The sequence below is a fragment of the Acinetobacter sp. AR_0276 genome (assembly GCF_003000705.1).
GTDB lineage: Bacteria > Pseudomonadota > Gammaproteobacteria > Pseudomonadales > Moraxellaceae > Acinetobacter > Acinetobacter nosocomialis.
In genome coordinates this window covers 3,207,519-3,229,213 of the sequence record NZ_PSQO01000004.1, presented here as the reverse complement: position 1 = coordinate 3,229,213, position 21,695 = coordinate 3,207,519, and the positions used below count along the sequence as shown (strand labels likewise).

The following is a 21,695-nucleotide window of genomic DNA, read 5'->3' as shown; positions in this document are numbered from 1 at the left end:
TAGATTTATTAATATTTTGTTCTTAATAAGTATTTAATAAGCCGTAACACCACCATCAATTGCAATGGCCTGACCTGTGAGATATGAATTTTCTCTAGCACACATCATCAGCATCATTGCAACAACTTCACTCGGATGGGCAAGACGCTTCATCGGAGAAGCCTGTGCCAGAAAGTCTTGTTTCGCGTTCAGTTCACTGTCGAGCACCATCGGTGTAGTGGTATAAAATGGACAAATTGCATTAACCCGAATCCCTTTATTTGCATATTCCACTGCTGCTGTTTTGGTTAAACCCACCACTGCATGTTTTGCTGCCGAATAAGCTGCCAGTTTTGGAGCTGCTCCTAAACCTGCAATAGAAGCAACATTTAGAATAACGCCACCACCTTGTTGTAGCATTTGTCGAATTTGATGCTTCATTCCAAAAAATACGCCTTTGGCATTTACAGCAAAACTCAAGTCCAGATCTGCCTCATTGGTATCAATAAAGCTTTTCATTGGCGGACTCATACCCGCATTATTTATACTGACATCAATTCTACCGAAATGATCCACCGCACTTTGTACCAATGCCTGTACTTCTGCTTCAAGACTAACATCACAAGCCTGCGCAACTACTTGTATACCCGCTTGTTGTAATGGTTCAACCACTGCATTCAGCCCTGCGATATTGCGGTCTCCCAAGACTAATTTTGCTCCATGTTCTGCCAATTGCTGGGCCAGCAGTGCACCAAATCCACTCGCCGCACCTGTGATTGAGACCACTTGATCTGAATACTGATCGTACATTGCTACCCGTCCTTAAATGGTTAAACCACCATCAACCACAATACATTCACCATTGGTATAACTTGCTGCATCAGAGACAAGATATAAAACCGTTCCAGCCATTTCACGTGGCTCCGCATGACGGCGTAATGGGATTTCTTGCAACCAACGGTTATATACCTCTTCATTGCTAAATAGGGCGCCAGCAAATTTGGTTTTTGTTAGACCTGGGAGTATGGCATTAACACGAATCCCTAAAGGGCCGCATTCTTTGGCAAACGCTTTCGTCATATTCACCACGGCTGCTTTGGTAATTGAATAAATAGCTTGGCGGTCGCCTGGTTGTAATGCATTCACAGAAGCGGTGTTGACAATCGCACCGCTGCCTTGAGCTCGCATCAGTTTTCCAGCTTCAATCGACATAAAGAAATAACCACGAATATTGACCTCAACCGTTTTGTTATATGCCGCAAGGTCTGTATCGAGAATATGGCCATAATAAGGGTTTGCTGCAGCATTATTGACTAGAATATCCAAACGCCCATGCTTAGAACGGATATGATCAAAAATAGCCGTAATATCCTCCATTGAACCCACATGACATGCAAACGCTTCTGCCTTGCCACCTGCCTGAATAATTTGATCGGCAACCGCTTGGCAATCATCAATTTTTCTACTCGAAACAATGACATGTGCGCCAAACTCAGCTAAAAGTTTTGCAATTTCTTCACCAATCCCACGACTTGCACCAGTTATTAATGCGACTTTCCCTGTTAAATCAAACAAATTGGTTGGCATATTTTTACTCCTGAGCTTGGTCTATTTTACTGTTGGGCTTTTAAATTCTTGTGTTTGCCTATCAGTTTTGGAAACGAGTTTTTATTTGCTATCGAACATATAACATCGCTGGTACGATGCTTATAAACATACCCAACCTATAACAATGAATAAAATGAATTATTTGAATATTCAACTATGCATAAAATTAATATGTATGTTTCTTTTCTCTTATACAGTTAAGCTTCTACTCAAGAAAATCGTTTTTAAGCTTAAGTTCTTTTTCAATACATCTTTACACTGTTCAAGTACTTCAATAATTCACTACTCTTTTTTTCAATAACTCAAATTTGTTACCATTGCACCGCTGGAATGGTCTGAAAACACTTTATACTAGGGATGCTGGTTCTAAGGTTCATCCAGTTATTGTACTTTTCTTGAATTACATTCATTTTTTAAAAACTTGAAATTGGTTCATTAACCAAAAGTAAATTTTTCGTTTTTTTAAGGGTTTTTTACGCATGAATAGCGCTGAAATCATGGCTGATCTCTCCAACCACACTCCAATGATGCAGCAATATCTCAAAGTCAAAAAAGACTATCAACATGCGTTGCTGTTTTATCGTATGGGCGACTTTTACGAACTGTTCTTTGAAGACGCGCATTTAGCAGCCAAACTTTTAGGCATTACTTTAACCCATCGTGGTAAAGCAAATGGCAACCCGATTCCAATGGCAGGCGTTCCCTACCATTCAGCCGAAGGTTATTTGGCGCGTTTAGTAAAAGCAGGCCGCACTGTAGCCATTTGTGAACAAGTGGGTGAAGTCACCGGCAAAGGTCCTGTTGAGCGTAAAGTTGTTCGTATTCTTACCCCTGGTACATTAACCGACGATGCATTACTCACAAGTTATCAGTCCTCTAATCTTGTTGCGTTATGTATCCATCAAAACCAGATCGGTTTTGCTTTACTCGACTTAAGTGCAGGTATTTTTAAAGTTCAACAACAAGACTACAAACCGGAACAACTTCCAATTGAACTGGCACGCCTCATGCCAAGTGAAATTTTAATTGATGAAGATCTTGTCGATCAAAATATTATCGAACAAATCAAAAAGCATTTAGATTGCCCTGTAACCAAGCGCCCAAATGTAGACTTCAATTTAAACAATGCACAAAAAACCTTATGTGACCAGTTCTCTGTATCAACGCTTTCTGGTTTTGGTTTAGATCCGCTACCTTTGGCTAAAGCTGCTGCTGCTGCTCTAATTCACTATGCCAAAGAAACCCAGAAAACGGCGTTACCACATATTCGTTCAATTCTTTTAGAACAAAGCACTGACTTTATTGCGCTCGACCCAATCACGCGCCGTAACTTAGAAATTATTGAACCTTTGTTTGAACACGGCACATCATTATTCCAACTGGTGAACGACTGCCAAACTGCAATGGGTGGACGTTTACTTAGCCGAACACTCATGCAACCTGTCCGTGATACCGCATTACTTGATGCACGTTTAGATGCAATTGAACAGTTAATTCAGGGCTACCATGAAAGTCCGGTTCGTTTAGTGCTTAAAGAAATTGGGGATATTGAACGTGTACTTAGTCGTGTGGCGCTGGGTAGTGCGCGACCACGCGATTTAGTTCAGCTTCGTCATGCTTGCGCGCAAATTCCATTTTTACGAAATGCATTAGCACCTGTTGTACAAGCAAAGAAATCCAAGTTATTAGGACAGCTCGATCAAGAATTGGGTGACTTTAAATCGCTTCATCAACATTTAATGGCTGCGATTGTTGAAAACCCACCGGTATTACTTCGTGATGGCAATGTAATTGCAGAAGGCTATGATGCTGAACTCGACGAATTACGCCAAATTCGTGATCATGCAGGCCAATTCCTCATTGATTTAGAAATAAAAGAGCGTGAACGTACTGGCATTAGCACCTTAAAAATCGGTTATAACCGTGTAAGTGGTTACTATATTGAACTGACTCGCTCTCAAGCCGAACAAGCCCCTGCCGACTATATTCGTCGTCAGACCTTAAAAAATGCCGAGCGCTACATTACGCCTGAGCTAAAAAGTTTTGAGGATAAAGTTTTATCAAGTGAGTCTCGTGCATTAGCACGTGAAAAAGCGTTATTTGAAGCTTTACTTGAAAACCTTCGTGAAAATATTGCTCATCTACAAATGATGAGTTCAGCAATCGCACAAATTGATGTAATTGCAAACTTTGCTCATCAAGCGCGTTTAAACAACTGGGCACGCCCTGAATTTACACCAGAAACAGGTATTAAGATTCAAGGTGGCCGTCATCCTGTAGTTGAAGCGTTAAGTAAAGCGCCATTTACACCAAATGATACTTTCCTTGATGCCCAGCACCGTATGGCAATTATTACCGGTCCAAACATGGGCGGTAAGTCTACTTTTATGCGCCAAACAGCATTAATTAGTTTGCTTGCTTACTGCGGTAGTTACGTTCCGGCACGAGCTGCCAAACTTGGCCCAATCGACCGTATTTTTACCCGTATTGGCTCAGCCGATGACTTATCGACAGGCAAATCGACCTTTATGGTTGAGATGACTGAAACTTCACAAATCTTGCACCATGCGACGAATCAATCGCTTGTGTTAATGGACGAAGTTGGTCGCGGAACCAGTACCTATGATGGACTTTCTTTAGCGTGGGCTTGTGTGGTTGATTTAACCAAACGCATTAAATGTCTTTGCTTGTTTGCGACTCACTATTTTGAATTAACAGAGTTGGGCAGCGAACCTGGTATTGATAACTATCATGTCACTGCTCAAGAGTTAAACGGTAATCTGATCTTATTGCATAAAGTCCAACAAGGGCCAGCAAGCCAAAGCCATGGTTTACAGGTTGCAAAATTAGCTGGTATTCCAGCTAACGTGATTAAAGAAGCTCAGAAGCGTTTACGTATTTTAGAGAAGCAACAACAGCAGCACTTACAAACTAGTGTTCAAAGTGATTTGTTTGCAACTTTAGATTCAGAAGTTACACCAAGTACTCAAGTCATAGAGAAAGTGATTGAAGTTGAAGTCTCTTCACCTGCCCTCGATTTACTTAAGCAAATCGAAGTAGACAACCTGACCCCTCGTCAGGCACTTGAACAGCTTTATGAGCTAAAAGCAGCGCTTAATTCATAATCACTCATTGAGCAAACATGTGTATAGGCATGTTTGCTCTTACTTTAAGGAGAATAAAATTTCTATTTTCTTAAGGCCACTACAATACAAAGAGATCGATTTAATTTGGCAACACATTAGTCGACGTGAACTGATTACCCAACTCTACATACAAAAACAAGATCAACTCGAATTAATAGATTGTTTTTATGATGTTAAAAATTGGGATGCCTATCATTTAGAAAATGACCCACCAAAATTAAAAGAACTCTATCAACAAGGTGCTTCATTTGTAGGTGCTTTTAATACGGCTGAACAGCTAGTGGGCATTAGTGTCGTATCTAACCAACACATTGGTGATTATCCTGCTGCTAAATTACTGCAATATTTTTATGTCGATGCCAATCAACAAGGCCAAGGTATTGGCGCAAAGCTGATGCAAGCAGCCAAAGAGTCGACCAAGCAATTGGGCGTTCATCAACTTTATATTTCAGCTACGCCAAGTAAACGTACAGTCGACTTTTATATGAAGTATGGTGCGGCAGTATTGAAACATCCAGATCGGGAATTATGGGAGTTAGAACCAGAAGACATTCATTTGCTCTGTATGCTTTAAGACCCATAATTTAAGGATTTTTTAGCTATAAATGCAGCATAAAAGCAGCATAAAAGCAGCATTTAAGCGCAAGAGTCGGATTTAAGGTATCTAATCAAATAGATACCTTGACCCAAATGACATTTAAACCCATCAGAAAAAATTTATTTAACCTTTTGTTTTTAAAAATATATTTTTATCTCAATTTTACAATCTGACCAATCTTAAGGCCAGAACATTCCTTTGAATATCAAAGTTTTAACTTATCTTCATATGTATAAATAAACAATATCAATAAAAGCAATTGTTTGTTTACCCCTTTTTTGCCTAAAATAAGCTATTCGAAATGAAACCATATTTTTTAGGTAGCTGTCGCCATGACCTTTGTTGTCACTGAAAATTGTATTAAATGTAAATACCAAGATTGCGTAGAAGTTTGTCCTGTAGACTGTTTTTACGAAGGTCCGAATTTCCTAGTGATTAATCCGGATGAATGTATTGACTGCGCATTATGTGAACCAGAATGCCCTGCAAATGCAATTTTCTCTGAAGATGAGTTACCAGAAGGTCAGGAAGTATTTATTGAGTTAAATGCTGAACTTTCTCAAAAATGGCCTAACATTACTCAAATTGGCGATCAACCTGCTGACCGTGAAGAATGGAACGGCAAACCAGATAAGTTACAGTATCTAGAAAAATAATTTCAAAAAAAGATCAGCAACCGCTGATCTTTTTTATACCCTATTCAAACATTTCATTGCAAATTCCTCGTAATTTGTGCACTGTTTTGCATTAAAATAGGCGCAATATTTATTAAGCTTTTGATTTTTCTTATGCGGAAGTTTTTGCAGAGTCTGCTGCCCCTATGCATAATCCCTGCGGTTATGGTAGGTTGCGCCAGCTCTCCCCAACACACAACAACAGGCAAAACCTCTCCAAGTAAACGCATCTTTATTCCTCAAGAACGCGTTATTATCGAACGTCCAATTCCACCTAAAGTTGAGCCTGCTTCTTATCGTGCTTGGTTAAATACTGGCGATCATTATGAACGTGTACGCGAATACGAAAAATTTCTAGCGCGTCATGATGTTGCTGGCATCGTACCAAGTTTTGAATTATTAAGATCAGCTCGCGATTGGCAAAAATGTGGCAGTTCAGAATATGCTGTTCCAAACCGTGAACTTTGGAATAACTCTTTATCGACCTTACGCGTCTTTAAATATTTAATTGCTGCAAAAGTTTTAACCGACTTTGAAGTGACTTCGGTTTATCGTGACTTACCTTTAAACCAATGTGCTGGTGGTGCAAGTTCTTCTAAACATTTGTTTAACTCTGCCATCGATTTCCGTATTGGACCAGAAGTTCCACAACCGCAAGACTATGCGTTTATTGAAAATACCAAGTTTAAATTGTGTCAGTTCTGGGCCCAACATGGTCAAAGTTTAAACTTAGGTATTGGTTTATATAGTTCAGGACAAATCCATATTGATACTCAAGGCTATCGTACTTGGGGACCTGACCTAACCCGTAATACTTCCATGTGTAATTTCTAAAATATAAATCCCCTTGTGCGCTTCAGTTTAAGGGGATTTGCTCATTCTATAATCAACCAAAATTTCTTAATCCGAAGATTTTTGCACTCTAGTCATAAACGTTTAAAATACGCCTATCAATATACAGGTAAATTTGACTATGCAGCAGTTGTGGACAGACATTGACGAATATATCGACTCACATTTAATTCCCGAAGATCCCCGACTCGACTTTGCATTAAAAAATACCGACGAACACGGCTTTTCAAATCATCTTGCAGTTGCTCCAAACCAAGGCATGTTTTTACAAATGCTTATTCAGATGAATAAGTGTAAGCGAGTTTTAGAAATTGGAACTTTTGCTGCCTACAGTACAATTTGGCTAGGACGTGCCCTGCCTGAAGATGGCTATTTGCTTACCATTGAAGGTCGCGATACACATGCAGAAATGGCCAAAAAAAATATCGACCATGCGAATCTTCCTGTAAAAGTTGAACTAAAAGCTGGCCGTGCTGCCGATATACTTTCAGCGATAGATCCACAGTCGATTGAGCCTTTCGATTTTATTTTCATTGATGCAGATAAACAGGGTTATCCGGAATATTTAGAACTCAGCCTTAAGTTCTCAAAATCAGGTACGATTATCGTGCTAGACAACGTCATCCGTGCGGGCGATATTTTGAATCCTGAAAACAAAAAACCGAGTATTGAAGGTATTCGTGAAACCTTTAAAGCTTTAGAAAACCATCCGCAAATTCTGTCTTGTACAGCTTTACAAACGGTTGGCTCAAAAGGTCATGACGGCTTCGCGATTGCAATTGTTAAATAGTGATCAAAAAATCATCTTTTCTATTTTATTATTTATAATCAAATAATTACTTTTATTACCCTTGCTTTTCCATATAGTTATCCACAAGATTTGCGGATAACTATATGCTGATCTCATCATTTAGCCACAAGTAATGGCACAGTCGCGTTTCGGAATATGGTCGTTGCAATACTTCCCAAGAAGAACTGATGAATTTTGCTATGGCTAAAAGCACCGAGCACAATAATCTGAATACCGTGTTCTTGTTGGTACTCAAGAATATTCTGGGCAACATCACCATATCGGTAAACAGTGACGACATCTAGGCCGGCTTCTTTAAGGAAATGTTCTGGTTCATTCAATATTTCAGGATGATCGCCCACATACACTAAATGGCACTGTAAAGTCCGTAATAAATCACTTTGTGCAATACGGCGCATCATTTTTTGACACGTAGGAGAGTATTCATAAGCAAATATAAAACGTGTCGGTACTTTGAAGTTTTCACCAATAGTCAGAACCGTGCAATTTGCGCCTCGAATGAAGTTTTCGACATTGCTACCAATTGGTTTATGCTTTTCGGCAGCCCTTTCGCCCACTCGCCCTAAAATAACAATATCATTTTCATGCAAGAGATTGAAACTTTGCTCTAGAAAATCCCCTTTTTCCTGAATTTTGGAGCATGTAATTCCGTGTTTTTCTTTAATTAGATCAGAGATATGTTTGAGTAAGTTATTGCTGTAATCTAAAGCGAGTTCACTTTGTTTTTGCTCTAATTCAGCCAACTCTTTAAGCAACATTGCATTGCTTTCAAAGCCGATTACACCACTTATTTCACCTAAGTGATAACTTGCTGGGTAGTAATCTAAAATTTGTAATAACACAAGCTCTCGTCCAGTTGCTTTCGCAACCCAAGCCGCTGCATCTGCAATAGCATTAATACAAGGTGATGAATCAATACACGCAATAACACGGTTCATTTTTGCCTCTCTTCTTCAGGTCTATTTGCCTTGGAGATTTTTCTATAACTTAGCTTTAACTTAACATAGATAAAAATCCGTATGTTAAGGTTTATGTATTAAAATCCACTTTTTTGTTTAAAGATCAAACATTTTATTACATTCTTAAGACTGTATTATTCTCTTAAACGGATAAATTTTGCTGGGTTTCCACCCACTATATGGTACGGCTCCACATCTTTTGTCACCATACTATTCATACCAACTACAGCGTGTTTACCAATTTTAATTCCGTCTTTAACTCCAACATGCGCGCCTAACCAAACATCTTTTTCAATTTCGATTCCCTGCGAACGAACAGGCTGTTGATAAAGCGGACGGTCTAGTTGCATACCATGATCAAAGGCATATAGATGACAATAAGCAGCAATACGAACTTGATCGTGTAGTTTTATAGCAGCTCGACCACCATCTAAAATACAGTGGTGGTTAATAGCGACTTCGTTACCAATCTCAAGCGGTCCATGTAAACTACAATCTGCCGCAATAAAACAATTGTCACCAATCTTAATTTTCCTACCCGGCTCGGCAAAAATATGGGCTAACGGTGAAATAAAACAGTTCTCCCCGATCTCGACTGTTTCCATATCCATTAAATAAGCCTGATATTCTTTTTGCCATTCTTCTGCCCAGGCACGGTGTTTGGGCTTTAAAGTCCAATATAGCCATGGCATATAATTTAAACGGTGCTTATGTTGATCACGGTATTTGAGTAAGGAATCAGTCATCTGCTAACTCCTCCTCAACTTTTAATTCTTCTCGGCCACGAGTGACATCACGGAGCTTTAAAGCAAGTGGCTCAATCTGGTGGATTTGTAATCTAGCTTCAATATCTACCCCTATTGCAGTATAGGTTTCCTGAAAATCAATTTGCTGCTGCGTAAGCTCATATTGAAAAATAGCCCATTCATTAAAATGACAAGAAAAGTGAATGGTCTTCTTTTCAATAAGTTCAATTCGCTCAGCTAACAATAAGGATTGCCCAGCACAACCGCCATAGGCCCGTACTAAACCACCAGTTCCCAGTTTTATACCCCCATACCAGCGGTTCACCATGACGATAATATTAGTTAAGTCGTTGCCTTCAATAGTTGCCAGAATTGGACGCCCTGCTGTACCAGATGGCTCACCATCATCATTAAAGCGAACGTTATGCCCAATTTTCCACGCCCAACATTGATGGGTAGTCGATATATCTTTATTTAATTCTAAAAATTCTTTCACTTGCTGTTCATTTTCTACTGGCGCAGCAATAGCCTGAAATCTACTTTTTTTAATTTCTTCTTCAAATGTAACCGGTGCTGCAATCGTAAAAGCCATAAATTAAATAAAGCATAATAAAAATCAAATTATAACGTGAATTTAATAGAAGCGAACCTATAAAAAAAGCCCCGAATTTCGGGGCTTCTTCTGTTATCTTTCTCGTAATGCTTCTTTCGCTTTATTAAATGGTTTAAGCAAGTAATCGAGTACAGTTTTCTCACCAGTACGAATATCTACCGTTGCCACCATACCCGGTGTAATACCAAAAGCCTTACCTTGTTTATTGTAGAGCTTGTCTGTATCAGTTCGGATATAAACGCGATAATAGAATTGATCCTGTTTAACTTCATCACGAATCGTGTCTGGAGAAATAACGGTAACTTTACCTTTTAAACCACCATAAATTGAATAATCATAAGCTGTAATTTTTACTAAAGCTTCCTGACCAGGGCGAATGAATGCAATGTCACGTGGCAAAATGCGAGCTTCAATCAGTAACTGTTCATCAATTGGAACAATCGTCATTAACTTACCATTTTGCGGAACGACACCACCATGAGTTGTTACTGTAATTTCTTTTACAACACCGCGTACAGGTGCTCTAAATACGGCACGCTCTAAACTGTCATTACGGCCCATCACGACCTGTTGTTGAGTTTGAGTGTCAGTATTTGCTTTAGATAACTCTTCACGTGCTTTAACGTAATATTGGTTACGTGCATCGTTCATTTTATTTTGCAAATCATTTGCTTCACGGCGTAAACGTAAAACCTCAACCTCACTGGCAGCGCCTTTGGCAACTAAGGGTTCAGTCATCGCTAATTCTTGTTGAACCAACTGTAATGCTTGCTTCAAGCCAGAAAGCGTTTGCTGTAAATCAGCTTTGCGAGACTCATATAAAGCAGTCTCTTCGCGTACAAGCTTCGGATCTTTCGCTACAATTTCAGGAAAAACCAACGGTGTACCATTCACTTCTGCACGCAAAAGTGCCGCTGTTGCCTGAGCGGCAATTAATAAAGATCTTGATTCACCTACATTCGAAGCAAAACGAGTCGGATCCAACTGAGCAAGGATTTGACCTTTTTGAACAATGTCACCTTCTTGTACATTTAATTTAGTTAAAATACCGCCTTCTAAAGACTGAATAACCTGTTCTTTAGATGATGGAATGACTTTACCTGTACCTGTAGACACTTCTTCTAATTGGAAAAACCATGCCCAAATAAAGAAAATAACGAGTCCAATTCCCACAATCCAAATGACCAAACTGGCACGTGGTAATGGTGGTTCACTATAAGATACATTCATTGAACGGGTGAGTTCTTGTTGTTGTTCGCTCATGAATTATCCCCCTTGGCTTACTTGTTTTTGTTGGGCTGTTGATTGATTAAGTACTTGATCTCTTGGTCCATCCATCACGATCTTGCCCTCATTCACGACAATAATACGATCGACCAGTTCTAAAACAGCGCGGCGGTGTGTTGCCACAATCAATGTGCGATGCGCCAACCATCCTTTAAGATGATCAATGAGTTGCTTCTCGGCAACATCATCAATGGCTGCTGTTGGTTCATCGAGTAATAGAATATTCGGTTGACGTATTAATAAACGTGCAAGTAATAAAGCTTGTTTTTGACCACCAGAGAAACCGACACCACCTTCTAAAATGAGGTGATCCAGCCCTTCTTTTTTCTCTTGAATGAAAGGTAATGCGCCTGTCACGACCAAAGCACGAAGAATATCTTCATCGGTCGCAAGTGGTGCACCTAAGGTCAGGTTTTCACGGATTGTTCCGTAAAATAAATGAGCATTCTGGTTGAGTAATCCCATATCACGACGTACATCGGATGGGTCAATTAAAGACAGATCTAAACCGTCCAGATGCACAGCACCTTGAGTCGGAGATTGCATGCCAGATAAGAGTTGAAGTAATGTCGATTTACCTGCTCCATTACGACCTAAAATTGCAATCTTTTCACCCGCACGAATTTGCAAATGGCGAATTGCCAGACTTGGTTTTGGGTCATCATCCCCGTATTGGAACATGACATTTTTTAATTCGTAATTACCGTTTAAAACAGCTTTATGAACCAAATGTGCACGATCAGCCTGATCAATTGGGCGCTGCATGAGTTCATCAAGACTTTGTTTAGCAACTTTTGCTTGCTGTAAACGACCTAATACCCCTGTAATTTGGGCAATCGGTGCCAACATACGTGAAGAAAGAATTGAACACGCAACGAGCGCACCCGTGGTCATTTCCCCATCCATTACCGCAAAACAGCCCACTAACACCACAATAGCGTAAGTTAAGCCCTGAACCATTTGGGTCCAAGCCATTAAAGTACCAACAATTTTACGCTGTCTCATACCAATGTCGGCTGAAACTTCATTCATGTGGTTCCATTGGTTTTGGAAACGTGATTCAGCACGTAATAGCTTGATGTCTTCAATACCCTGTACTGCTTCTACAAGTATTGCGTTACGAATTGAAGACTCTCTCATACCTTCTTGTGCAAGTTGAGCCAATTTCTTCTGTACTAGAACACCTGGCAAAATCATAAGCGGCACAACAAGCAACATAACCCAGAATAATTTTCCTCCAATAATCGCAAAGATAATCAGGAACAAGAAAAAGAATGGGAAATCGGCAATTGCACTAATAGTAGTTGAGGTTACTAACTCACGAACACCTTCGAGTTCACGAATCTGGGAAATAAAACTACCGGTAGATTTAGAGCGATCTTTATTTTTGATACGTAAAGCATGGCCAAATACACGGTCTGAGACACGTAAGTCGGCACGCTTACCAATAATATCGGATAAATACACTCTCGAAACGCGTAAGGTAAACTCGAAAAGAGCCGCAATGAGTACACCACCTGCCAGCACCCATAAGGTCGGGATTGACTGAGATGGCACAACACGGTCATAGACTTGCATCGAGAAAATAATGGCTGCCAATGCCAAAATATTGGCAATTAAAGAGGCAAACATAATATCGATATAACGTTTCCAGTCTCTTAAAACAATCGACCAGAACCAGTTAGCTTCGTATGGCTTGATATATTCATCAATACGGGCGTCTGGAATAGACGTTTCAGGGCGTAAAATATAGACATTTTTGAGTGTCGTTTTTAGAACGTCTAAAGATAAGTTTTGTGAAAGACCTTGATCTCCACTGAACTGAATACTCACATTACCTTGCGTATCTGCTTTATCGATTACACCGACTTGTCCATCATTAAACTCCACCATAACCGGTAAACGCCATGGGTTTAATAAGTCTAAAGAAAATGGCGCCTTACGAAGATTAAGACCGACCTGACGCGTCATTAATTGCAAGACATCATCTAGATTCTGGTTTTGGTTCCAGTCGAGTTGTAAACGAATTCTTTCTTCTGACGGTTCGATTCGGTAGTGTTTGGCAATAGTTAAGACCGCCTGTAACCAAGGCTGGTAATTTATTTTTGTCATCATGGTTGTACTTCGAACCCCTGAATTGAAATATTATTTAAGCCATAGGCTTGGCGGGAACGTCCTGTTGCTGCAATGTATTGAACAATGCTGTTATAAATGTCATAACGTGCTGATTCGAGTTCTGAGTTGGCACTATGAATGGCTTGTTCAGCATTTAATAAATCGACCAGTGAACGGGTACCGAGCTTATATTGCTCTTGGTAGAGTTCACGTGTACGAACCGTCGTTGCTTGGCGACTTGCCAAAACCTGCATTTGACGTTGTTTATTTTCAATTTGTTCACGACTTGTTCTAATTTGATCCAGCACATCCAGATAAACGGAATTGACTTTAGATTTAGCCGCTTCTTCAGCATAACTTGCCATTTTTACTTGTGAAGCGGTTGCACCACCTTGATAAAACTGACTTGTTGCTTCCAACATGACTGAACTATATAAGCCATCATCCTTATCATTATTTGGATTTTTACCGTTAATCGCCTGACTGACCGAGCCTTTAACAGCTAAGGTCGGATAACGTGTTAAACGGGTTTGTTCTTTTTGTGCTTTAGCAACCTCTACACTTGCCTGTGCGGCAATCATTTTAGGAATAGTATTAAACTCAGGTTCACCATAAAGGTCAGATTGCTTTACGAGGTCTTCGGAAATAATCCATCCAGTACGAGTAACATCTGCGCCGAGTAACGTTCTTAAATGCTGTTGATATTGACGTAACAATGATTGCTGCGCAATTAAGGTCGACTGCGCTGCTTGTAAGTATGACTGCGCCTGAATTGGATCTGCCTGACTCGCGACACCGGCGTTTGCTCGTAGATTAGCAATGTCTTGAATGCGTTGAATACCGGCAATTTGCTGCTCAGCAATTTTATTAAGTTGAAGATAACGCTGAATATTCACAATAGTTTGTGCAACATCCAAAGCTAGAGTATCAACACTGACTAAAACATTCGCTTGTTCAACCTGAACTTTAGCCTGTTCAACATTCACACCTGATTTGACCTTACCAAAGTCATAGAGCATTTGAGTAGCACTTAAAGTGAGTAGCTGCCTACCACGCTCGCCAGTGCTTAAATCACCAGTTGAAATTCCTCCAGCCAGCTGGGGATAGTAACCGGCTTTAGCAACGTCAACTCCTGAATTTTGACCTGCTAAAGTTGCAATAGATTGTGAAATATCTGGACTACGCTGAATGGCAATTTTTACCGCATCTTGCAATGTCATCGTTCGAGATGGCAAGTTGGAAAAAGATGAAGCCGACTTATCATTAAGTTGAACAGTTGGAAATTCCTGCACAATAGAACGATCTAGCTTGAAATTACTAAGCTCGTGCATCTTGGCAACTTTAAAATCATCACTACTTTTAGGGACAAAAAGTTGTGACAAGTTTTCTTTCAGGGTGTGGTATTGCTCACTTGGTTTAGCAGCGTATATCACAACAGGAACATGTAGTGTACTTAAAAGCATCAGCCCTTTCAGGAAAGCCTGCTTTCTACATTTCCCTTTCACTCTTTTCTGGTTATATCCAATCATGCTTATCTTGTTGATCTTGTTGATCTTGTTGATCTTGTTGATCTTGTTGATCTTGTTGATCTTGTTGATCTTGTTGATCTTGTTGATCTTGTTGATCTTGTTGATCTTGTTGATCTTGTTTGTTATCGTTTAAAAGCATCTCCATTCTACATAGTTTTTCAATGAAAACAGCATAATTGGTCGAATAAATCACACATTATTTTTTTATTAAATGAGTGGTATATGTAATTGTTTTTATTTATAAAACATCAAAAAACAAAAAAGAGGCCTTGACCTCTTTTTAACCAATTAGATTAATGACTTTAATTAAACTGTAAAATCATCACCCAAATAGACTTTACGTACCTGTTCATTGTCTAAAATTTCTTGTGGTGTGCCTTCAGCAATTACCGAGCCTTCACTTACAATATAAGCACGTTCACAGATTGCCAAAGTTTCACGAACGTTGTGATCGGTAATGAGTACACCAATACCACGATCTTTTAATGTTTGGATAATATCTTTAATATCGCCCACTGAAATTGGATCGACACCCGCAAATGGCTCATCCAATAGCATAAACTTAGGGTCTGCTGCCAAAGCACGCGCAATTTCCGCACGGCGGCGTTCACCACCCGATACACTCATTCCTAATGAATCTTTGATATGACTAATTTTAAAGTCGTTTAACAACTCATGAAGACGTTGTTGGCGTTGTTGCTTATTCAAATCTTTACGCGTCTCTAAGATCGACATAATATTTTCAGCAATCGTCAACTTTCTAAAGATAGAAGCTTCTTGAGGCAAATAACCAATACCTTTACGCGCACGCTCATGCATCGCTAGATCTGACATATCGAGGTCATCAAGATGAATCTCGCCCTTATCCATACGCACAAGCCCAACGACCATATAGAAACTGGTCGTTTTTCCGGCACCGTTAGGACCAAGCAAACCAACAATCTGTCCACTTTGCATACTAAAAGAGACGTCTTTGACAACCCAACGCTTACTATAGTTTTTGGCTAAGTGCTTAATACACAAAGTTTGCGGTTGTTGAAGAGCTTGCTGCATTAGTCACGCGCTCCTGGGAAACTTTTAGAACTTGAAGGTGGAATAATAATTTGTACACGGTTTGAAGAAGAACCTTGAGCTTCAACATCACCTTTGTTCATACTATATTTCAGAGAATTACCACGAATACTTGAACCATCTTGGTATAAGTATGCGCCGCCAGACAGAGTAATAATGCCTGTATCTGCATTATAGACAATCGTTTGCCCTTCACCACGTGCAACACCTTTATTGGCATTGATTTGCTGTTGGAACTTAGCTGGTCGGCCTTTGGCAGTAATCACTTGAATTTCACGTTTCGAGTTTAGATTGGCAACAATTGAGTCAGCTTGAAGCTTCATCGTACCTTGCTCAATCACAACATTACCCGTGTAAGTGGTCAAACCAGTTTTGTCATTATAAGTTGCACGGTCTGCGACCAATGAAATTTGTTGATTACGGTCAGACGGCAAAGCAAAAGTCGAAGCAGATGATAAAGCAACGAATGTAATTACCGCAGCTTGTTTTAGGAAAGCTGAAGAACGTTTTAAATTAAGACTTTGGTGCATACTTTCCTCGAATATTAAAAAATTCGTACTGACCGTTATTCAAATTGCCTTTTAATCCTTTACTCACAAACTCGCCTTGTGGAGACTGAACAACCACTTGATGGTTTGTTTCAATGTCTCTGGTTTTTGGATAACCTGTTAGTTCATCGGTTTGGAACTCAATGGTTCCTTGAGGTGCAATCTTGGTTGCGACCACATCGCCCGATAACACAACCTTTTGATTATCATCATATCCATAAGCTTGTTTAGCAAAGAATGTTGCATCAACTTTACCTAATTTATACATAGAGGCGTTAAGTTGATCCAACTTTGACGTTTTTTGTTGCATATCCTGCTCAAGCTGACGAACTTCAGCACGAATATACAAATTGCCTTTGTCATCAGTTTGAGTCAAATGGACGCCCTGCGCCGAATACGTCATATTCTTCGCCGAACCAATGTCCAGTTTTTTTGCCTTGCCACTATAGTAGTAATAACCACCACTCACAGCAGCAACTACTACAGCAACAATATATAAAACTCTGGTATCCATGAGCAGGAATAGCCTACCTTTTTAAGTAATCTTGTTATTAATGCGGTACTGCAAGATATTTTTCAAGAAGTTCCTGGTAAATGCCTTTTGCGATCAGCAACATATCACAGACTTCACGAACAGCTCCACGACCACCCATTGCTTGGGTCACTAAGTGCGCACGGCGGCGCACTTCTTCATGTCCGTTTGGAACGGTAACACTCATTCCTGCAATCGCAAATGCTGAAAGATCTGGCCAATCATCGCCCATATATAAACAATCTGAAGGCAAAATATTAAACTGTGCACAAGCTTCGCGAAGTGCCGAGCCTTTGTCTTCACGACCCTGAAAAACGAGGTCTACACCCAAATCAGACATACGTTTATCAACAATATTACTTTTTCGACCAGTAATAATGATGACTTTCATGCCCGCTTGTTGCGCAAGTTTCATACCCAAACCATCACGGATATCGAATGATTTAATTTCATCGCCCGTGTTAGTTAACGTCACAAAGCCATCACTTAAAATACCATCAACATCCAGAACCAATGCCTGCAAATGACGTGCTTGTTCTAACAATGCATACGATGCCATGGATTAATTCACCCCTGCCTGAATAAGATCATGCATACTAATTACCCCAATCACTTTATTTTGGTCGTCGACCACCACAAACTGACTGATTTTTTTCTGGTTAAGTTGTTGTAACGCTTCTACAGCACGTGCTTCTTGAGAAATAGTTGACGGTTTTTTGGTCATGACCTCAGACACAGGTAAATTCACATCAAACCCTTGCTGTTTATCAATGAGACGACGTAAGTCTCCATCTGTAAAAATACCAAGCAAGTGGTCTTGTTCATCAACAATTGTCGTTAAACCTAAACGCTTATTTGAAATCTCGTAAAGCACTTGATTCATTGGAGTCTCAGGTGAAACTTTTGGTAACTCGTCACCTGTATGCATTAAATGTTTTACATGTAAAAGTAAACGCTTACCTAATGCCCCTGCTGGATGCGAACGTGCAAAATCATCAGCAGTAAAACCGCGTGCTTCAAGCAAAGCAACCGCTAAAGCATCGCCTAAAACCAAAGTCGCTGTCGTACTTGAAGTAGGAGCCAAGCCTAAAGGGCAAGCTTCATCCGACTCACCTAGAGTTAAAGCGATATCAGCATTTTGCGGCATTGGACCTTTATCATCACGACTAATCGTAATCATCGGTACGCCGAGATGTTTAATAAGCGGCATAAGCATCATGATTTCATCGCTTTTTCCTGAGTTGGAAATTGCAATAAGTACATCACCGCGAACCAGCATACCTAAATCGCCATGGCCCGCTTCACCAGGATGCATAAAGAAAGACGGCGTACCTGTAGAGGCAAATGTTGCCGCCATTTTTCGACCAATATGCCCAGATTTACCCATACCTGTAATCACAACACGACCTTTACACTGCAACAGTACTTCGCAAGCACGGTTAAAACGGTCATCAATTTGTGTTGCTAATACATCTATGGCTTGTTGCTCAATACGCAATGTAGCTAATGCACTGCTTTGGAAATCTGTAGGATTAGGCATACGAGTTTGACTCAAAATAATTGATCTGATCTCTTAATTGAGATCGGTGATTTTAATCAAAAGATTTGGGGGCATTCTAGCATAACTCAATCAGTTACACGTTTTTAAATGTATAAGATTTCACAAGCTTATAAAATTCATGCATAAAACTTTGTTAAAAATGATGCATCAGTTATGATGTAACACTATTTTTGTTGAGTGTTTGAAAACCCTTATGCAACCGTTTGTTTTATATAACTCTGAGCAACGAAAAAAAGTTGAATTTGTACCTCGCAAAGAAGGTCACATCGATATGTACGTCTGCGGTATGACCGTTTACGACTACTGTCATATCGGGCATGCTCGAGTTATGGTTGCATTTGACTACATTATCCGTTTCTTGCGTAGTCAAGGCTGGAAAGTTCGCTACATTCGCAACATTACCGACATTGACGACAAAATCATCAAACGTGCGAATGAAAATGGTGAAACGATTCAACAGCTCACCACTCGTTTCATCGACGCTATGAATGAAGATGCAGCGAACTTAGGCTGTTTAGCGCCAGATGAAGCACCGAAAGCGACTGAATATATCGACCAGATGCAAAACATGATTGGCAATCTGGTCAATAAAGGCGCTGCTTACCCTGCTTCAAACGGCGATGTTTATTTTGAAGTCACCAAATTTGAAAAGTATGGTCGCCTCTCTGGTCGTAAGCTTGATGACATGCAAGCTGGCGCGAGTGAGCGTGTCGATGTAGAAGTTGAAAAGAAACATCCTTTTGACTTTGTGCTTTGGAAACGTGCCAAAGAAAATGAACCGTCTTGGGCATCCCCTTGGGGTAATGGCCGTCCGGGTTGGCACATCGAATGTTCTGCAATGTCAACTTGCTGCCTAGGTAACCACTTTGACATTCATGGTGGTGGTTCAGATTTAATGTTCCCACACCATGAAAATGAAATTGCACAAAGTGAAGCCTCAACTGGTGAGCAGTATGTGAATTACTGGATGCATGTTGGCTTTATTAACGTTGATGGCGAAAAGATGTCTAAGTCTTTAGGCAACTTCTTTACGATTCGTGACGTGATGGAGAAGTTCCACCCTGAAGTGATCCGCTATTTTATTGTGTCTTCACACTACCGTAGCCCAGTGAACTTCTCTGATGTAGCGCTTAAAGAAGCAAAAACTTCTTTAACTCGTTTCTACCATTCATTTAAAGCTTATCAACAAGTATATGGTCAAACGACAACTGAAACGCTTGATCAAGGCTTTATTGAACGTTTTAACAACGCCATGTGTGACGATTTCAACACTGCCGAAGCAATGGCTGTATTGTTTGAACTCAACAAAGAGTTAAACCGTGCTGTAAAAGAAGAGCAAGCTGACCAAGCGACTGTGCTTTATTCGACATTACGTTACCTCACCAACATTTTAGGTTTGGTACAACACAATGTAGATGATTTCTTAAAATCAGATATTGGACAAGAAGCGCTTGCATTGTCTGATGCTGAAATTGAAGATTTTATTCAACAACGTGTTGATGCTAAAAAAGCTAAAGACTTTGCGAAGGCAGATGCTATTCGTCAGTCTTTACTTGAGCAAGGTGTAGTTCTCGAAGACACCCGTCAAGGTACAGTTTGGCGTCGTGCTGATTAAACGTTCAATTAGATCACAAGAGTGTTGACAGTTTAATGAAACACTCTATAATGTGCTCACATTGCGGGAATAGCTCAGTTGGTAGAGCATAACCTTGCCAAGGTTGGGGTCGCGAGTTCGAGTCTCGTTTCCCGCTCCAAAATTTAAAAACCACTTAATTCGAAAGAATTAGGTGGTTTTTTTATTGTCTATTGGTCAATTCAAAATTCGCATTAAAAAAACGCTTTATATTTCCATTGCAGTACCATGAAATTTGGAGTGTTATTATGCAAAAGCCAGTTAAACGCGGGGACGGCGTGGCGCATCACTGTTCGTTATCTAGGCAAACGTTATACGCCTACTCGAGATACAGCGAGTGAGTGTGAACAATGCGCCGCTAAAAAATTATTAGAATTACAATCTGAATATGCTAATCCTGAGCCTGAAAAAATCCATATCTCCTTCTATGCCCTTTTTGAACAGTACTATCAAGAAGAAGGCAGAAAAATGAAGAGTGCCCGCTTAATTGTTCAAATACTTAAATGCCTAAAGAAAAAAGAATAATGAAAATATAATTAATAGACCTCTTGCGAAAGTCGTTATTGCAAGTTCATCCGATTTACCAGTGCAGCGATTAAGTTAATGCGTAAACCGAATCTTTTCCGTCTATTTCGATAGCGTTCACTTAATATTCTAAATGTTTTCAATTGACTATTAATATGTTCGATCACAACTCGTATTTTTCCAATCATTTTATTGTACTTTTTCTCAACATCAAATAAGGGTAAATTCTTCTTTTTCTTTATTGGCATCAATAATTTAAAGCCATCTTGCTCTAATCCGTAGTACCCTAAATCGGTCATAACATATTTACAATGTTTGAATTTTTTAACCGTTCTTCTTGCCAATTTAATGTCATGCTGACTGCCATTCGATATATCTAGCCCTATGATTTGTTTGCTGTTCGGATGATAGATCACTTGTGCTTTTAGCGTATGTTTCTTCTTTTTACCACTGTAGAACTTACTCTGATTTTTTTTTCGGACGTTCTATTGAACATTCTGTCGCATCAATAATGACCCAGTTAAACTGTTCGTCTGCTGTGGTAATGCTTCGTTTTGGCAGAGTAAACCGTCTTGATTTCATCAATGCATCTTCAACCTTTTTAATGGTTCGATTCACATTACTTTCAGCGATATGGTAATTTGCAGCCAACTCCAATTGAGTGCTGTAATTCCGTAAGTAATTGAGTGTTAATAATAATTGATCCTCTATAGCTAAAGTATGAGGACGCCCAGATTTCTTTTTAAGTGATTCTACTTCTTTTAAAACTTCGATCATTTCACTAAAAACTGGTCGAGGTACACCAACCAAGCGCTGGAATTCAGAATCTGAAAAACGATTTAATTTCTGATATCTCATGAAATTTAGATTGAGGTGGTTTTTACTTTCGCAAGAGGTCTAATATTTTA

At 39.7% G+C, this 21,695-nt stretch carries 21 protein-coding genes, 1 tRNA gene and 1 pseudogene; 8 read left to right on the top strand and 15 right to left on the bottom strand.

Translation table 11 applies throughout. The annotated features are described in order from the left end of the window. Window positions 1-33 precede the first annotated feature (33 nt). Window positions 34-789, bottom strand: a complete 756-nt coding sequence (locus CSB87_RS16340; RefSeq protein ID WP_004887945.1) for an SDR family NAD(P)-dependent oxidoreductase — start codon at window positions 787-789, stop codon at window positions 34-36. Between the two features lie 12 nt (window positions 790-801). Then, complete coding sequence (locus CSB87_RS16335) at window positions 802-1,566, bottom strand: SDR family oxidoreductase (RefSeq protein WP_106105116.1); 765 nt, start codon at window positions 1,564-1,566, stop codon at window positions 802-804. A gap of 500 nt (window positions 1,567-2,066) precedes the next feature. Between CSB87_RS16335 and mutS the strand changes: the two genes are divergently transcribed. From mutS to CSB87_RS16310, 5 genes are all read left to right on the top strand, one after another. Then, entirely contained in the window at window positions 2,067-4,712 is a 2,646-nt protein-coding gene (mutS, locus tag CSB87_RS16330) for a DNA mismatch repair protein MutS (protein WP_004887948.1), read from the top strand. Window positions 4,713-4,776: 64 nt separating this feature from the next. Next, the gene (locus CSB87_RS16325) at window positions 4,777-5,307 is read left to right on the top strand and encodes a GNAT family N-acetyltransferase (RefSeq protein WP_079377141.1); all 531 of its coding nucleotides are present in this window, start codon (window positions 4,777-4,779) and stop codon (window positions 5,305-5,307) included. A gap of 356 nt (window positions 5,308-5,663) precedes the next feature. Further along, complete coding sequence (gene fdxA / locus CSB87_RS16320) at window positions 5,664-5,987, top strand: ferredoxin FdxA (protein WP_002051033.1); 324 nt, start codon at window positions 5,664-5,666, stop codon at window positions 5,985-5,987. 132 nt (window positions 5,988-6,119) lie between these two features. Then, complete coding sequence (locus CSB87_RS16315; RefSeq protein ID WP_006580609.1) at window positions 6,120-6,839, top strand: D-Ala-D-Ala carboxypeptidase family metallohydrolase; 720 nt, start codon at window positions 6,120-6,122, stop codon at window positions 6,837-6,839. A 139-nt stretch (window positions 6,840-6,978) separates the two neighbouring features. Continuing rightward, on the top strand, window positions 6,979-7,647 hold the full coding sequence (locus CSB87_RS16310; protein WP_004887952.1) for an O-methyltransferase: 669 nt from the start codon (window positions 6,979-6,981) through the stop codon (window positions 7,645-7,647). Window positions 7,648-7,763: 116 nt separating this feature from the next. On the opposite strand, the gene CSB87_RS16305 is transcribed toward CSB87_RS16310, so the two are convergent. The 12 genes from CSB87_RS16305 to CSB87_RS16255 all read right to left on the bottom strand — a co-directional run bounded on the left by CSB87_RS16305 (window position 7,764) and on the right by CSB87_RS16255 (window position 18,608). After that, a complete protein-coding gene (locus tag CSB87_RS16305) occupies window positions 7,764-8,606 on the bottom strand; it encodes a universal stress protein (RefSeq protein ID WP_004887954.1) in 843 nt (280 codons plus the stop codon). A gap of 155 nt (window positions 8,607-8,761) precedes the next feature. Then, window positions 8,762-9,373, bottom strand: coding sequence for a chloramphenicol acetyltransferase CAT (locus tag CSB87_RS16300; protein ID WP_004887956.1), 612 nt, complete (start codon window positions 9,371-9,373; stop codon window positions 8,762-8,764). Then, a complete protein-coding gene (locus CSB87_RS16295; RefSeq protein ID WP_004887958.1) occupies window positions 9,366-9,965 on the bottom strand; it encodes an IMPACT family protein in 600 nt (199 codons plus the stop codon). The genes CSB87_RS16300 and CSB87_RS16295 overlap by 8 nt, the downstream gene beginning before the upstream one ends. Before the next feature lie 93 nt (window positions 9,966-10,058). Continuing rightward, complete coding sequence (locus CSB87_RS16290) at window positions 10,059-11,249, bottom strand: HlyD family type I secretion periplasmic adaptor subunit (protein WP_004887960.1); 1,191 nt, start codon at window positions 11,247-11,249, stop codon at window positions 10,059-10,061. Between the two features lie 3 nt (window positions 11,250-11,252). Beyond that, window positions 11,253-13,388: a type I secretion system permease/ATPase gene (locus CSB87_RS16285; RefSeq protein WP_106105115.1), complete on the bottom strand. Its 2,136-nt coding sequence runs from the start codon at window positions 13,386-13,388 to the stop codon at window positions 11,253-11,255. Further along, a complete protein-coding gene (locus CSB87_RS16280) occupies window positions 13,385-14,851 on the bottom strand; it encodes a TolC family protein (protein ID WP_009498825.1) in 1,467 nt (488 codons plus the stop codon). The genes CSB87_RS16285 and CSB87_RS16280 overlap by 4 nt, the downstream gene beginning before the upstream one ends. 52 nt (window positions 14,852-14,903) lie before the next feature. Further along, the gene (locus CSB87_RS19895) at window positions 14,904-15,056 is read right to left on the bottom strand and encodes a hypothetical protein (protein WP_171338747.1); all 153 of its coding nucleotides are present in this window, start codon (window positions 15,054-15,056) and stop codon (window positions 14,904-14,906) included. A 167-nt stretch (window positions 15,057-15,223) separates the two neighbouring features. Then, a complete protein-coding gene (gene lptB, locus CSB87_RS16275) occupies window positions 15,224-15,970 on the bottom strand; it encodes an LPS export ABC transporter ATP-binding protein (RefSeq protein ID WP_002051056.1) in 747 nt (248 codons plus the stop codon). Continuing rightward, the gene (lptA, locus tag CSB87_RS16270; protein ID WP_002051027.1) at window positions 15,970-16,518 is read right to left on the bottom strand and encodes a lipopolysaccharide transport periplasmic protein LptA; all 549 of its coding nucleotides are present in this window, start codon (window positions 16,516-16,518) and stop codon (window positions 15,970-15,972) included. The genes lptB and lptA overlap by 1 nt, the downstream gene beginning before the upstream one ends. Beyond that, entirely contained in the window at window positions 16,502-17,050 is a 549-nt protein-coding gene (gene lptC / locus CSB87_RS16265; RefSeq protein ID WP_002051045.1) for an LPS export ABC transporter periplasmic protein LptC, read from the bottom strand. The genes lptA and lptC overlap by 17 nt, the downstream gene beginning before the upstream one ends. A 37-nt stretch (window positions 17,051-17,087) precedes the next feature. Beyond that, entirely contained in the window at window positions 17,088-17,627 is a 540-nt protein-coding gene (locus tag CSB87_RS16260; RefSeq protein WP_004709751.1) for a KdsC family phosphatase, read from the bottom strand. Window positions 17,628-17,630: 3 nt separating this feature from the next. Beyond that, a complete protein-coding gene (locus tag CSB87_RS16255; protein WP_002051059.1) occupies window positions 17,631-18,608 on the bottom strand; it encodes a KpsF/GutQ family sugar-phosphate isomerase in 978 nt (325 codons plus the stop codon). 214 nt (window positions 18,609-18,822) lie between these two features. Here CSB87_RS16255 and cysS point away from each other — a divergent pair, with 214 nt between their 5' ends. The 3 genes and pseudogenes from cysS to CSB87_RS16240 form a co-directional block, all read left to right on the top strand. Further along, entirely contained in the window at window positions 18,823-20,244 is a 1,422-nt protein-coding gene (gene cysS, locus CSB87_RS16250; RefSeq protein ID WP_004887966.1) for a cysteine--tRNA ligase, read from the top strand. 63 nt (window positions 20,245-20,307) lie between these two features. After that, window positions 20,308-20,383, top strand: a tRNA-Gly gene (locus CSB87_RS16245). Window positions 20,384-20,510: 127 nt separating this feature from the next. Further along, window positions 20,511-20,778, top strand: a pseudogene (locus tag CSB87_RS16240) (site-specific integrase); the annotation flags it as partial. A gap of 44 nt (window positions 20,779-20,822) precedes the next feature. Here the strand turns inward: CSB87_RS16240 and CSB87_RS16235 are convergent. Further along, a protein-coding gene (locus CSB87_RS16235; RefSeq protein WP_076611894.1) for an IS5-like element ISAba27 family transposase occupies window positions 20,823-21,645 on the bottom strand; the annotation gives its coding sequence in 2 pieces (ribosomal slippage) (window positions 20,823-21,263 and window positions 21,265-21,645; 822 coding nt in all). Between the last annotated feature and the right edge of the window lie 50 nt (window positions 21,646-21,695).

Excerpts from the sequence above, each read along its gene's own strand:
- CSB87_RS16340 (WP_004887945.1), bottom strand. The coding sequence starts at position 789 with ATGTACGATCAGTATTCAGATCAAGTGGTCTCAATCACAGGTGCGGCG.
- CSB87_RS16335 (WP_106105116.1), bottom strand. The coding sequence starts at position 1,566 with ATGCCAACCAATTTGTTTGATTTAACAGGGAAAGTCGCATTAATAACT.
- mutS (WP_004887948.1), top strand. The coding sequence starts at position 2,067 with ATGAATAGCGCTGAAATCATGGCTGATCTCTCCAACCACACTCCAATG.
- fdxA (WP_002051033.1), top strand. The coding sequence starts at position 5,664 with ATGACCTTTGTTGTCACTGAAAATTGTATTAAATGTAAATACCAAGAT.
- CSB87_RS16315 (WP_006580609.1), top strand. The coding sequence starts at position 6,120 with ATGCGGAAGTTTTTGCAGAGTCTGCTGCCCCTATGCATAATCCCTGCG.
- CSB87_RS16310 (WP_004887952.1), top strand. The coding sequence starts at position 6,979 with ATGCAGCAGTTGTGGACAGACATTGACGAATATATCGACTCACATTTA.
- CSB87_RS16305 (WP_004887954.1), bottom strand. The coding sequence starts at position 8,606 with ATGAACCGTGTTATTGCGTGTATTGATTCATCACCTTGTATTAATGCT.
- CSB87_RS16300 (WP_004887956.1), bottom strand. The coding sequence starts at position 9,373 with ATGACTGATTCCTTACTCAAATACCGTGATCAACATAAGCACCGTTTA.
- CSB87_RS16295 (WP_004887958.1), bottom strand. The coding sequence starts at position 9,965 with ATGGCTTTTACGATTGCAGCACCGGTTACATTTGAAGAAGAAATTAAA.
- CSB87_RS16290 (WP_004887960.1), bottom strand. The coding sequence starts at position 11,249 with ATGAGCGAACAACAACAAGAACTCACCCGTTCAATGAATGTATCTTAT.
- CSB87_RS16285 (WP_106105115.1), bottom strand. The coding sequence starts at position 13,388 with ATGATGACAAAAATAAATTACCAGCCTTGGTTACAGGCGGTCTTAACT.
- CSB87_RS16280 (WP_009498825.1), bottom strand. The coding sequence starts at position 14,851 with ATGCTTTTAAGTACACTACATGTTCCTGTTGTGATATACGCTGCTAAA.
- CSB87_RS19895 (WP_171338747.1), bottom strand. The coding sequence starts at position 15,056 with ATGCTTTTAAACGATAACAAACAAGATCAACAAGATCAACAAGATCAA.
- lptB (WP_002051056.1), bottom strand. The coding sequence starts at position 15,970 with ATGCAGCAAGCTCTTCAACAACCGCAAACTTTGTGTATTAAGCACTTA.
- lptA (WP_002051027.1), bottom strand. The coding sequence starts at position 16,518 with ATGCACCAAAGTCTTAATTTAAAACGTTCTTCAGCTTTCCTAAAACAA.
- lptC (WP_002051045.1), bottom strand. The coding sequence starts at position 17,050 with ATGGATACCAGAGTTTTATATATTGTTGCTGTAGTAGTTGCTGCTGTG.
- CSB87_RS16260 (WP_004709751.1), bottom strand. The coding sequence starts at position 17,627 with ATGGCATCGTATGCATTGTTAGAACAAGCACGTCATTTGCAGGCATTG.
- CSB87_RS16255 (WP_002051059.1), bottom strand. The coding sequence starts at position 18,608 with ATGCCTAATCCTACAGATTTCCAAAGCAGTGCATTAGCTACATTGCGT.
- cysS (WP_004887966.1), top strand. The coding sequence starts at position 18,823 with ATGCAACCGTTTGTTTTATATAACTCTGAGCAACGAAAAAAAGTTGAA.